At 68.7% G+C, this 11,918-nt stretch carries 9 protein-coding genes, 1 tRNA gene and 2 pseudogenes; 5 read left to right on the plus strand and 7 right to left on the minus strand.

Annotated elements, in window-relative coordinates; genetic code table 11:
• Positions 1–857 precede the first annotated feature (857 nt).
• Positions 858–1,262, minus strand: a complete 405-nt coding sequence (locus ACFWBW_RS35645) for a hypothetical protein (protein WP_385381906.1) — start codon at positions 1,260–1,262, stop codon at positions 858–860.
• 833 nt (positions 1,263–2,095) lie between these two features.
• On the opposite strand from ACFWBW_RS35645, the gene ACFWBW_RS35650 reads away from it, so the two are divergent.
• A complete protein-coding gene (locus ACFWBW_RS35650) occupies positions 2,096–2,905 on the plus strand; it encodes an aminoglycoside N(3)-acetyltransferase (RefSeq protein WP_385381909.1) in 810 nt (269 codons plus the stop codon).
• A 562-nt stretch (positions 2,906–3,467) separates the two neighbouring features.
• Here the strand turns inward: ACFWBW_RS35650 and ACFWBW_RS35655 are convergent.
• Together ACFWBW_RS35655 and ACFWBW_RS35660 are read right to left on the minus strand one after the other, a co-directional pair.
• Positions 3,468–4,481 carry an Ig-like domain-containing protein gene (locus ACFWBW_RS35655; RefSeq protein ID WP_385381913.1) on the minus strand — a complete coding sequence of 338 codons (1,014 nt, stop codon included), beginning with the start codon at positions 4,479–4,481 and terminating at the stop codon, positions 3,468–3,470.
• 399 nt (positions 4,482–4,880) lie between these two features.
• Positions 4,881–5,177, minus strand: a complete 297-nt coding sequence (locus tag ACFWBW_RS35660; protein ID WP_385381916.1) for a DUF4240 domain-containing protein — start codon at positions 5,175–5,177, stop codon at positions 4,881–4,883.
• A gap of 207 nt (positions 5,178–5,384) precedes the next feature.
• Here ACFWBW_RS35660 and ACFWBW_RS35665 point away from each other — a divergent pair, with 207 nt between their 5' ends.
• Positions 5,385–6,272, plus strand: coding sequence for a hypothetical protein (locus ACFWBW_RS35665; RefSeq protein WP_385381919.1), 888 nt, complete (start codon positions 5,385–5,387; stop codon positions 6,270–6,272).
• A 933-nt stretch (positions 6,273–7,205) separates the two neighbouring features.
• Positions 7,206–7,282, plus strand: a tRNA-Met gene (locus ACFWBW_RS35670).
• 326 nt (positions 7,283–7,608) lie between these two features.
• On the opposite strand, the gene ACFWBW_RS35675 is transcribed toward ACFWBW_RS35670, so the two are convergent.
• Positions 7,609–8,382 carry a hypothetical protein gene (locus tag ACFWBW_RS35675; RefSeq protein ID WP_385381922.1) on the minus strand — a complete coding sequence of 258 codons (774 nt, stop codon included), beginning with the start codon at positions 8,380–8,382 and terminating at the stop codon, positions 7,609–7,611.
• 357 nt (positions 8,383–8,739) lie between these two features.
• Between ACFWBW_RS35675 and ACFWBW_RS35680 the strand changes: the two genes are divergently transcribed.
• Positions 8,740–9,549, plus strand: coding sequence for a hypothetical protein (locus ACFWBW_RS35680; protein WP_385381925.1), 810 nt, complete (start codon positions 8,740–8,742; stop codon positions 9,547–9,549).
• 249 nt (positions 9,550–9,798) lie between these two features.
• Here the strand turns inward: ACFWBW_RS35680 and ACFWBW_RS35685 are convergent, their stop codons facing one another.
• Positions 9,799–10,059, minus strand: coding sequence for a hypothetical protein (locus ACFWBW_RS35685; RefSeq protein WP_385381928.1), 261 nt, complete (start codon positions 10,057–10,059; stop codon positions 9,799–9,801).
• A gap of 26 nt (positions 10,060–10,085) precedes the next feature.
• Between ACFWBW_RS35685 and ACFWBW_RS35690 the strand changes: the two are divergent.
• Positions 10,086–10,236 (plus strand): annotated as a pseudogene (locus tag ACFWBW_RS35690) (IS5/IS1182 family transposase); the annotation flags it as partial.
• A 263-nt stretch (positions 10,237–10,499) separates the two neighbouring features.
• Here ACFWBW_RS35690 and ACFWBW_RS35695 read toward each other — a convergent pair.
• Positions 10,500–11,036 (minus strand): hypothetical protein, encoded by a 537-nt coding sequence (locus ACFWBW_RS35695; RefSeq protein WP_385381931.1) that lies wholly within the window; start codon positions 11,034–11,036, stop codon positions 10,500–10,502.
• A 276-nt stretch (positions 11,037–11,312) separates the two neighbouring features.
• Positions 11,313–11,918 (minus strand): annotated as a pseudogene (locus tag ACFWBW_RS35700) (pentapeptide repeat-containing protein); the annotation flags it as partial.

Here is an 11,918-nt window from a genome sequence, read left to right on the forward strand (position 1 = left end):
GAACACCGACGCGAGCGCGGGGATTGGTACTCAGGAGGGCTCCCGAGCGGGTCGGCTGCTGGGCGGCTCGCAGCACCGCCGCCGACCTCGGCGCCACGCAGGCCGCCGCGCACCTAGGGCTCCACGAGGACGCGGCCCGCAGGCTGATGATCCGCTCGGCGGTCGGAACCCGCGCCGCTGACCCGGACGGCCCGGCCGGGGTGGGCGGCTCGCCCGGGACGACGTGCGAAGGAGGACCCGGACGAGCTCCACCCGCCACCCTGCCAGGCCTGCACGCGCGGACACGGCGGGCACGCGGTTCATGGGCGCGTCCGGGCGAGGCCGTTGCGTGCCCGCAAACCGGTGACGGCTGGTGGGACCGATTGCTCCGCTGTGGTGGCCGACTCGCAGAGCCGGGCATTCCGCAGGCGGATGCCGCACTACGCCGGCTCCTGGGGCACCGTCGATGTTCGCTGACTGAGTACTCCAGTCACGTACCGGGCTTGCCGTCCACGGCCAGGACACGCGGGTGGTAGATGTGGACGGGCCCCAGCGGCAGCTCGCGGTCGCCGAATGAAAGCCCGAAGTTGGGCACCAGCGCCCTGTCGGCGGCGCCGTCGCCGATCAGGAGCGCGCGCAGGACGGGGGAGTCCTGGCCATTTGAGTTCCATGGTCAGGCTGGAGAGGAACGGGTTGGCAACGCGTGTCCTTCGGTTGGTGATGTTCTGCCGTGCGGCGTACCGGTAGCGTTCTCGCTGGTGGAGAGCTTGCCCTCATCGGGCCAGTTGATCTCGGTGGTTTGGATGCCCTGCTGCATCAGCGGTTGCCCGGTCCCGCGCTCCTCAGGTTGAAGCGGTCCCTTGCGCGGCAGGTCCGGATCAGGCGGCGACCAGTCCGGTGCCGACCTTGTTGTCCTCGAAGTCGAGGTAGAAGCGGGTGCCATCGAGAACGTTGGACGCGGCCACCGTCCACTGGCCGGCCGGTACCGTGCGGAAGGCGTTGCAGGTGTGGCCGTTCCCGGTCCAGAAGCAGGCCCTCACCCTGCGGGTCGTGTTCGACTTCACGTTGATGTCGGCGCAGCGGCTGGAGGTGGGTGCGTGGCCTTCCAGCGGCCAATAACCTTCCTGGCTGCTCTGGTAGTCGAACGCACCCCCGTAGCACGTCTGGGCGACGGCCGACTGGGAGAGCTTGGGGACCGCGTAGGCGTTGCCGGGCAGGGCCAAGACGGCCGCGGCGGCGATGGATCCGGCGGCGAGGGTGGCACGGCGCAGGTTGGTACGCATGATGGTGTCCTTCTTTGCCGGGATTGATCGGGTGGACTCGGGTGAGGGGTGCTCGGGGTGCACGGGCGTCAATCCCAGATGAGGCCGAAGAAGGTGAAGAACATCGGGAACACTTCCTTTCGTTTCCGTCGGTCGGGCCCGTGTTCTCCGGCCACGGCAGAAGCATCGCGGGCACCGACTACCCCGCGGAAGGAGTTCCGGGTTGGAGCAAGTTGTCTTGAACGCTTGGTGTCACGGGGGCCCCGCACCTGTCTGGCCAGGGCAGCCCGGGGCGTGCCATCAACGGCCGAGGGCCCGCCCCCCACCCGCCTTGGACCGTGAGACCTGCAACAGCGCACCCCCCGCCTCTTCGCCATCTCCATCTGCTCAGTGAGGTGATCCGAAGGAAACCGCCTGGACCTCGGTGCGGACGGCACGAGCGCGGGCTGCGCCAGGGCTGCAGGGCCCACCCCGTGCCGGGACCGGGCCCGACCGTTGCTGCGGGCGGCTGCACTCCTCTGGCGGATCGGGGCCGCCACCAGCGGTGCACTCTTCAGCGATCCTCTGGAAAGCGAGGGGGCTGATGCCTTTGAGGGCCCTCAGCAAGGGGTGCAGGCTGCGGCCACCCCAGCCGCCGCGTCCCCAGGTGCGCCGGATACGGTGAGGGACAACGCCGATTCCCGGTTGGTGCCGGGCCTGTAGGCGTTCGATGTGCGAGCGGAAGCTGACCGGCGGTCGGCGGGCACTGTGCTTTTGCTGTACAGGGTGTGGGCAGACTCTCACGGTGGTAGTGGGCCTGGTACTTGTCGGAATTCGGTGGTGCGGGGGCCTGGGGGCCTCGACACTGAATGGTTATGTCTATGAACCCTCCGGCCGGCCCCATGTGTACGCGTGATTCACTCGCCGCCGGGCTGCGCGCACTTGGCGTGCGCCCTGGTGAGACCCTCCTTGTGCACTCTTCCCTCAGCTCGCTCGGCTGGGTCTGCGGCGGTCCCGCCGCTGTCGTCATGGCGCTGCTCGATGCTCTCGGCGACGAGGGGACCTTGGTGGTGCCGACCCACTCCGGCGGCAATTCGGATCCGGCGAGCTGGGAGAGTCCGCCCGTGCCCGAGGCGTGGTGGGAGGACATCCGTGCCTCGATGCCGCCCTTCGACGCCCGCATCACACCCACCCGCGGCATCGGTGTCGTCCCGGAGACCGTCCGCAACTGGCCGGGCGCCATCCGCAGTGGCCATCCGCAGACTTCTTTCGCTGCGGTGGGTCCCCGCGGTGCTGCGATCACGGATGGCCACGCGCTGGATTGCCGGCTCGGCGAGCGCAGTCCGCTCGCCCGGCTGGAGGAAGTCGGGGCGCGGATCCTGCTCCTGGGCGCGGGCTTCGAATCCTGCACGGCATTCCACTTGGCTGAGTACCGGGTTCCCGCGCCGCAGGCCGACAACTCCTTCGCGGTCATGACCCCGCAGGGCCGTCGTTGGAGCACGGTGCGCGACACCTCGATCTCCTCGGACGACTTCGATGATCTGGGAGCGGCCTTCGAGAAGGAGCGCCCAGTGGTACAGGGCACGGTGGGCGGGGCAAAGGCCCGCCTGTTCGCCCTGGCCGACGCTGTCGGTTACGCCAAGGTCTGGCTGCCCGAGCACCGGCCGAGTGGGGCCAAGACCTGACGGCAGTGGCTCAGCCGTCAGTACCTGATCCATATCCCCATTTCAGATTCTGGCTCTCATGGTCGATCGTTGCGATCTTTCCCGGGCGGGTCCGAACCTCGGTTGTGAGAGCGGGCCGTCGCACGCGCCCAACGCTGGGATCCCGCTGAGGTCCTGCGGCTGCTGATATCCGAGGAGGTCACCGGCAGCGACGCCGCCACCCGGAATCTTCGGCGCCACTCGGCGAACTTCCCCACCGGCAAGACTCTGGGATCCTGGCGGGCCGGAATGGATCGGCCGCGCCGAGAACCTGGTCATCGCCGGCCCCTCGGGCACGGGCAAGAGCCGCTTCACGGAGGGACTCGCCCAGGCCGCGATCGAGAAGGACCTGCGGGTGTCCTGGTTCACCCCGGACTCTGCCGGGTTCGGACGGGGATGCGCCCCTCGGCGAGACGGCCGGCCATCCCGCCGGCCGGATGTCGAGACGGCCGGCGAGGTCGGCGGCGGCGAAGCGGACGGGGCCGCGAGGGCGAAGCGTTGGGCCGATGCCGGATGGAAGCGGGGGTGTGGCCGAGGCCGTGGGTCAGGAGGCCTTGCTCAGCTTCTTCCATTCGTCGTAGCCGATGCTCCAGTCGGCGTATCCGTTGCCGGGTCCGTCGGCGTTCTTGATGGCTTCCCGGCCCTTGATCGTGATCAGGTCGCCGAGGATGGTGTTGTCGAAGAGCCACTTCGAATCGGCCGGGGTCATGCCGATGCAGCCGGCACTGTGGTTGGTGTTGCCGATGTACCTCTGCGCCTCGGGAACCCCTTCGTGGACGTACGCGCCGGTGTCGGTCACCCGCATGCCCCAGTTGACCACCACGTCGTAGTCCACCGGCCCGCGCACGGACGCGGAGGTCATGTGCACCTTGGGTTCCCGGGATTTGAGTGCGTAGGTGCCCAGTCGGGACTGGCGGCCCTTGACGGGCTGCCCGCCGGACATGGGGATGGACTTCACCACCTTGCCGTCGCGCTCGACGATGAGCCGGTGGGTGTCGAGGTCGGCGGTCAGCTGCTGGTCACGGCCGATCTTGAACGTGCGGTCCAGGTCCCGGTCGAAGTGAGCGCCGCCGGGGTCGACCGTGGTGAGCATGCCCTTGACCGTGACGTCGGTGCCGGGCTTCCAGGGGTCCTTGGGGCGCCAGTCCAGGCGGTCGTGGCCCGAGGGTGTGGTGACCCAGCCCCAGGAACCCTCGGTCGGGTTCGACGCGGTGACCGTCAGCGCCTTCTCCACCGCGGCCTTGTCCTTGACCGGCTTCTCGAACTGCAGGGACACCGGCTGCCCCGTACCCACCGTCTTCCCCGCCCCCGGAATCAGATCGAAGTCCAGTACGGCTCCCGTGGTCACCTTCTGCGGGACAGCCGCCTGCGACGCCGCGGCGTGCACACCCGCCACGTCGCCGGACCCCTTCGCGTCGTCCGCCCGACCCGTGTCCCCGCCGGAGCCGCAGGCCGTGAGGAGCAACAACCCGGCGACGACAGCGAACAGCGGGACCGCGGGGCGACCGCGGCCCGGGGCGGAAGCGGCCGGGTTTGCCTGGGGGCGAACACGCATCATGGGGGACGGCTCTTCTCTGGAAAGGGCTGGTACAGCAGTGAGGACGGCTGCCCGCAGACGGCCGGTTCTTATCTGCTGATGACCGTTGTGTGACAAACCGCAGGCCCGCAGGTAGAAGCCGGAGAGTCCGGCCCAGTGCCACTGCCGGACGGCAGCCCAGCATCCGGCCGAGCGGGCCGCGCGGGGCGCGGGCGAGCACGGCCTTGGGACTGGTAGGCCCGCATGTCGAGGCGTCGCGTATTCGTCAACCGAGGCGTGTGCACGGCCCGATGAGGTGACGGACAGTGATCCGGGAGTACTCGCTCTCTGCTCTTGGGCCTCGTCTTGTGACGGCGAGCTTCCGCTTACTCGAGATAGAGAGCCGCCAAGCGGGGCAGTCGGCGGGTCATTTCGTCGTGGTCACCGAAATCGAAGTTCCAGGTGGGGGTCCGGCTCCTGGTAGCGGATGGTGGGTGAGCACTCTGGGAGCTGATCACCAGTCGCCGAGACGTGTGCAAGGTAAGCAGCGGCCCAGAGACGATTGACGTAGGAGTCGACCATCAGGTCCCACAGAACCTGCTCAGCTGCGACGATCTCATCGACCGGCCGGGAGGCCAGCAGTGAGGTCGCCTCGCGAGCGACCGCTTCGCCGTTGTGCGGATTGGACGCCCGATTGCGCGCTGCCTCAATGAGCTGCCAGAACTGCTGCTTGTTCATGGAGGCAGAGCTTGCCGCCTGGTACTGACATCGGGCCGGTCGCGGGAGCACCGAACGGGACACCGGCCCTAGCGACCCGCCCGGGCCTTGCGGCCACGATCCTGTGGCTGAGCGCTAGCCCCGGTTGCGGCGTTTGATCAACCCATGACAGCTCCCTTGGCTAGGGTTTTACGAACTGTGATGCCAAGACGGGGTAGAAAAGAGGAGATGGTGGCAGCCGCCGACTACAAGTTCGACGTCTTCATCGCGTTCGCGCCGGAGGACTCGGGAACTCAACGAACCGTCAGACACATACTGGACGAGGCGAAGGTACGGACGGAAGCTGTCTACGGGGAGACCGCGCTGGACCTCGACCCCGAACGGCTGGATCTATGTCGGAACTTCCTGCTGATCGCCACGCCGCGCTCCGACGCATCGGCATACGTTCGCGATCTAGTCGGCTACTGGAGTAAGCACCGCGACATGCGGTCTTTCCACATCCTCAACGTCTCAGGAGACCGAAGCTCACACAGGACCACCAGGAGCTGGCCCGGCTTCCAGGACATCGGCCCAGTCGACCCACAGGGCAGACAATCCGCGGCGGTGTGGGAATTCGCCGCCCTCCGCAGCCCGGAAGGTGCAAGACGGCTGGCCTCCGCGCTCACCGCCGGGAGAATCCCCAGGCCGGAGGAAGTCACGCCGGGCGCCACACCGCGTTCAGCCTCCAGAACCCGCGCGCTGCAACCGCGAACCCTCCTCGGCGCGCTGGTCGGCATCGTTCTCCTGGCGCTGTTGACCACCGCCTGGATCAGCACCCGGAGTCTCCTCGCGAGTAGCCAGGAAAGCGGGCTGGGCCCCGACGACGCACCCGCCGCGGTCGCCTCCATCGTCAGCATCGGAACCGTCATCGGCGTACTCATCGGCGGAACCCTCACCGGGCTTGCCAAGCTCATCCAGGCCTTCGGCCAAAAGAACGCCGATCTCGTCCGCGCGAACGCGGAACTGCTCCGAGCAGAAGCAGACATGGTCCGCGCCAAAGCAGGACTACCCCCGACCGACGCTCCCGCCCCAATCGCCCTCCCCGCCCCCGGCGAAGCCGAACAAACAGCCCCCTAACCAGGGATGGAGGTGTCAGCGGAGATCGACGGCTTCGGGGTACGCCTGGGCTGGCGGCCAGCACGAGCAGATGTCCGGTGTCGTGACGTAAGCCAAGCCGGGCACAGGGTTGTCCGGTCCGGTCGCCCGCGGGATGGAGGCGGCGAACCGGACGGCGTGCAGGGCTGCACCGGCACGGGGTTCGATGCCTGATGCCACCCTCCTTCAGGTGGCGGAGCACCTCGGGGCGATCGGCGGTGGTGAGGAGCTCCGCGTACGTCCTCTCGCGCTCCCTCACGCGCGCGGCACTGAGGTCGCCACCCACAGGGTCTCCTCGAGGTCCGGGTGGGTGGCGGCCACGCTGCGCAGGATCCGGAGCAGGGACTGGGTTCCAAGGGGCGGCCGTTGACGGTGGTGAAGAGGTGGCCGGTGTCGGGGAGGGCGGCCGCGCGCGGTGGGGCAGGTACTCGTCGATGGCGCGGACGGCGTCGTGGTGGACGGGCTGCGGGCCCTCGCGCCGGGTGCCGTGGTACCGGTCGGCGGCTTGCGCGGCCGCCGGGGTTTCGAGCCAGCGGTAGAAGGACGGCACGGCCCCGCAGGCGGCGTCGCGCGAGCGGGCGGCGCCGGCGTAGCCGACGGCGCAGTCCTGCAGGGCCGCGGGCGTGGGGCGGAGGTAGAGGTCGGCGTCCGGGACGCCGCCACCGGCACCGCATCCGACGGTGAGCCAGTGCAGGACCGCCGGCCGGTAGTGCGCGAGGGCCTGGTAGCTGAAGTGGCCGCTCGCCTCCGAGTTGGGGCCTGCCGGCCATTCCTCGACCAGCTCTGCGGCGACGTCGTGATCCATCGCACCAAATGGGCGGTACTGGCCTGCCCGCCGACGCGGCAGGTGGTGACTCAGTCCGGGATGAATTCGGTCGGGAGTACGGGGCCAGTGGCGTAGGGTGGTCCTACCGACGCGGGGTGGAGCAGCTCGGTAGCTCGCTGGGCTCATAACCCAGAGGTCGCAGGTTCAAATCCTGTCCCCGCTACCAACGCCACGGCCCCTTCGACCACCAGGTCGAAGGGGCCGTTGGCATTCAATCTCGCAGGTCCTGTTCTCGTGCTTCGAGCTGTCGTACCGCCTGGCCCAGTCCCTGGCGGCCGGCTCGTCCACCACGCTGACTGCGGACTCCCAGACGCGGGCGAGCCCATCTTGACCGGCGATCAGACGAAGCTGTTCGCCGAACCGGAGGTGAGGGCTGACGCGATATGTGCCGTGGACCGCCCGAGGATCGCCGAAGGCCCCCGCTCACCTGCCCAACAGGTCCAGGGGTGGGGTGGGACGTGATCTGGCAGTGGATGGCCAGGGGGCCGCCGGTCAGTCGGCCGAAATGCTCCGTGTTGCCTCGTGCGCCTCGGCGAGGGCTCTGTGTCGGATGTCTCCGAACAACTGGATCGTGGTGGCGGCCAGGATGTCGTCCCTGCCGACGGTCCGGGCATCCCCCTTGCGGGAGTACAGGGCCGGGATGGATTCCTTGGGGAACGGGGGTGGAGTCGGCTCTCCGGGCAGGACGAGGGTGACCGTGCCGTACCGTTTGACCCCGCCTTCACGGACGACCATCACCGCGTCCCGGGCGAGGTCTGTCAGGAAGTTGCTCGCGAGTCCGTCCAGGTCGCGGGCCAGCGCCGGGACGGCCGTCACCCCCTGGCTTCGCAGCAGTTTCTTAACCTCGGCCTCGAACCTGTGAGCGCCGACCATGGCACTCGGCTTGCGCGACTGGCTGCGCCTGGGGGCACGCACGATGACACCCTCGGCGTCGTAGGTGACACCGTTCAGGCCCTTGAACGTCGGGCTGTGGTCGTACCACTTGTCCCCCACCGTGACTTCGACGTTGCGGTCGAGCGACGAGACAAGGTCCACGGGAAGCAGCTTCGTCCGCGCCTGCTCAGCCGCCGCCCTTCTGCATCCATCGACGATCTCCGTCAGCACTGTCCGCACCACCGACGCGGCCGCGCACGCGGCCGACCGAGATACGTGCATGGCGGTCACGTCCCTGAAGACCGTTTTGACGAGGGAAGGCGTGAACGGCAAGACATCTATGCCCGATGCGGGCGGGGGAGTGCTCTCGGGACGTGTGGGCTGTACAGGCATCGGAAGAAACGCTCCCCGTTGTCGGATTGGTCAGAGGCACACACACCCAGGACAGGCGGGCGGTCAGGGATGTGGTTCCGGCACGGCCTGCTCCTTTGGGCGGCCCTCAGGTGCAGGCCAAAGCCTCGCATCCGCCACTGACACCCGCCCGGCCGGCTCCGGTCTACGTGACCTGTGGAATCCCGAACCTGCCCAAGAGCGGACACCGCGCCCGCTCGGGAAGGGCGCCGGTCCGGTTGTCGGAGGGGCGTGCGATCCTGCGATCCCGCGCAGACAGGGGAACCCGCCACGGTACAGCCCGGGCACGCGGTGCCGCGGGCGATGAATACAAGATCGGTTTTCAGCAAGGGGCGGGAAATGAAGAAGACCTTCGGCATAGCGGTGGCTGTCCTCGTCATGGCGGGTACCGCCGGGTGTAGCGCGGGGGCGGTCACCCAGAAGGCTGGTGAATCGGCGCAGACCATGCTCGCCGCTCTTGCCAGTGCGTCCGACGAGGCGTCGAAGGCCGGTTCGGCCGACATCAGCATGACCGTGACGACCCCGGCCACGGGCGGCAAGCCGCTCACGGTCAAGGGCCTCTACAGCTGGGGCAACGGCCGGGCCATGGAGACCGAGATCCCGGCCAAGGACCTCAAGATGGGGAACATGGCTGCCGACGGCACCATCACGACGCGCATGGTGGGCGGCGCATACTACTACGAGGTCGAGCGCATGACCTCGGGCCCCTTCAAGGGCAAGTCGTGGCTGAAGATCGAGGCCTCCGCCGTCATGGGCGAGAAGGGCGCGGCTGCTATGGCAGGTGTCCAGGGCGATCCGACCGCGAGCCTGAAGGGCCTCAAGTACGCCAAGGACGTCACCAAGGTCGGCAGTGAGACCGTCAACGGCACGAGCACCGTCCACTACCGTGCCGCGATCCCCACCGACAAGATGGGCGCCGCCGCAGACATCTACGGCAGCATCCCGCTGACCGGGGACGTCGTCACCGACATCTGGGTCGACGCCAAGGGCGTACCGACCCGCCTCAACCAGGCCATCGGGACGACGATCACCGTTTCAGTGGACTTCCTGTCCTTCGGGGGCAACCGGACCGTCGAGGTCCCGCCGGCCGCCGACACCGGTGACATGACCGAGCTCTACAAGCAGCGCACCAAAGGCGGAGCAGCCTGACAGGCCGCACTCCCAAGGGGGCGACCGAGGCGCCCGCGGCCTCGGGCTGGGCCGATGGCGGGCGGAGGTGGCTCCTCCAAAGGATAGTCAGCAGCACCCTCGACCACCTGGCCGAGGGTGCTGCCGGGCGGTCCTACTCGCCGGGCTTCACCTTCACGATCTTGATGTACGTGGCGCCGTCCGCCTCGAGGTCTGCTTTGCGGTGCTCGGCACTGGGCCGGTCGTAACTGACCCCATTCCCTGTAGAACTCACGTGTTCAAGCCCTTCTGAGGGGGGACGCGTTGTTTGTGCTCCGCAGCCGTCAGCCGGAACTGGCTCCAGCGGTCCTTGGAGTCCCGCTTCATGGACGCCGAGAACCGGAAGCGTCCCTTGCTGTTGGGCTCGGTCACCATCTCGCCGAACGTGCCGCACGGTATGAGCCAGGCCGTCATGATCGCCCCCAGCTCGACGTCCACGGCGACGAACAGCATGTTGAGGTTGCTCCGCGGCTGGAACGTCTGCGACCGCACGAAGGCCATCGGCCGGCCAACCGGCTGACCAGGCCGCGAACAGCAAACGCCGCGGCAGCCACGGTGGCCGTCCGCCGGCCTGCGACCGCGAGGCCTACAAGCAGCGCAACACCGTCGAGCGCTACATCAACAAGCTGAAGCGGTGGCGCGGGCTGGCCACCCGATACGACCGGGACATTGAAGGCCAGGGGGCCACGGCGGGTATCCGGATTGGCTCACTTTCGCGCACGTCGCGATTGCGGGCCCTGCGACCTACAAGGCACTGTGGAGACGCAAACGAACCGACCTGAAACTTCAGGTCGGTTCGGGAAGCCCTGACCTACTGGGTGCAACCAAAACCAGGGCAGATTCCAGCGGAACCGTGTTGACGCGCGGCCCGCTCCTGAGGGGCCGGCGCCGATGGCGCCGGCCCCTCAGGCCCTTCCGAACCCGCCGGACATCTAACACAGCTCAGTGATGGCCGGGCTGTTCATGCCATGCGGGGAGTTGCACAGTGCGGCCATGTCCCCGGCCCGTACGCCGGGGGAGGTGTGGCCGGGTCGGCGCGGTGCGGGCGTACGGGCGCCGGGCTTCGCCTTCGCCGTGCCCGTGGTCCTGGCCTTCGCGGAGGGCTTGCGCGGGGTGGCCCGGTGCGGGGCGGCGACCCTGCGCGGCCGGGTGGGCCCCTGGTGGGTTCGGCGAGGGGTGGCGGTGCTCTGACGGCTGCTGGTGCGGTCCTCGGCGGCGGGGCGGCCGGGGCCGGGCGCATGCTCCTGCCGGGGTGCGGGGCCGGCCGGGGCAGGGGGCGCGGGTTCGGGGAGGGGGGAGAGCGGCAGCGCTGTCCCGGTCCGCACAGCGCGGGGGTCGGCCGGTGGTTTGTGGTCGGCCGGAGCCGTAGCGCGGATGCCGACGGGTGGGGCCGGCGCGGGGTGGATGGTGACGCATCCGGGGGTGGTGAGGAGGGCGGTGAGGAGCAGGGGAAGGGACCATCGGCGCATGGCTGTCACCGTGCCGCATACAGGCCGTTCAGCGCTCCTGACGGCTCCGGCGGCCCCTCGGATGGATGACCCTACGCGCGCGTACCGGGCCGGGTCTGTCCGGTCCGGTGGACTCTGGAAAGAGGAGATGACGAGGGAGGTCTGCGGGTGACGTTGAGACCACCGGTTGAGCCGAAGCTGGCGCAGGCCGTGGAGTTGGTGCCGGCACTCGTGCGTGATCTTGCCTTTTGAGCAGAAGTTCGACGGTTCTCCAGACACATTTCCGCGTCTCATCTCCTAGCGTTTCACCCGGCCGCGCACGGCAAGGACGGCCAGACCGAGGAGGGCAGGTTCAACGAGCCGGGAAGCCATCTCGGTGTAGGTGCCAGCGGTGGTGAGGTCCTGGCCGGAGGAGCGGAAGATCACCGAGTTGATGACTACCCGCAAGGACTTCTCGAACCTCTTGGACGATAGACGCTCGCGGTAGGGCCTGTCGGGATTGACTGGCTCGGGCTTATCGGTGGTCAACGTGAGGCTCCGGCCGGTCAGCGTGCCGGTGCTCTGGGGCTTCGGGTCGTCCTTCGGAAGCCCCACAGCATCATCATCAGCACGGTTGCAGCCATGTCTCCCAACAGCCAGCCCAAGGCTCGGGAGGCGCGCAGACCGTAGCCGGACAGTGCCCAGTAGGTGGTGAGCAGGGCTCGTTCGCTGCGGGGGATGTCATGGGCGTGGCGGCGCATCTCCATCTCGCCGTAGTAGAAGTCGGCGGCGCCGGGTTCGTGCTTGCCGTCTTCGAAGGCCTTGCGTAGTTGTCGGTACACCGGCGCCAGTGCCGCCGGCTCCAGCGGCACTTCTCCGTCCGGCGCGGGTGTCCAGCCGCCCGCCCGCGTGGGGAGGGCGGCA

It is taken from the genome of Streptomyces sp. NPDC059957 (genome assembly GCF_042730015.1).
Classification (GTDB): domain Bacteria; phylum Actinomycetota; class Actinomycetes; order Streptomycetales; family Streptomycetaceae; genus Streptomyces.

Coding starts and splice junctions, on each gene's coding strand:
- ACFWBW_RS35655 (WP_385381913.1), bottom strand. CDS start 4,481: ATGATGCGTGTTCGCCCCCAGGCAAACCCGGCCGCTTCCGCCCCGGGC.
- ACFWBW_RS35695 (WP_385381931.1), bottom strand. CDS start 11,036: ATGCGCCGATGGTCCCTTCCCCTGCTCCTCACCGCCCTCCTCACCACC.
- ACFWBW_RS35665 (WP_385381919.1), top strand. CDS start 5,385: ATGGTGGCAGCCGCCGACTACAAGTTCGACGTCTTCATCGCGTTCGCG.
- ACFWBW_RS35660 (WP_385381916.1), bottom strand. CDS start 5,177: ATGAACAAGCAGCAGTTCTGGCAGCTCATTGAGGCAGCGCGCAATCGG.
- ACFWBW_RS35675 (WP_385381922.1), bottom strand. CDS start 8,382: ATGCCTGTACAGCCCACACGTCCCGAGAGCACTCCCCCGCCCGCATCG.
- ACFWBW_RS35680 (WP_385381925.1), top strand. CDS start 8,740: ATGAAGAAGACCTTCGGCATAGCGGTGGCTGTCCTCGTCATGGCGGGT.
- ACFWBW_RS35650 (WP_385381909.1), top strand. CDS start 2,096: ATGTCTATGAACCCTCCGGCCGGCCCCATGTGTACGCGTGATTCACTC.
- ACFWBW_RS35645 (WP_385381906.1), bottom strand. CDS start 1,262: ATGCGTACCAACCTGCGCCGTGCCACCCTCGCCGCCGGATCCATCGCC.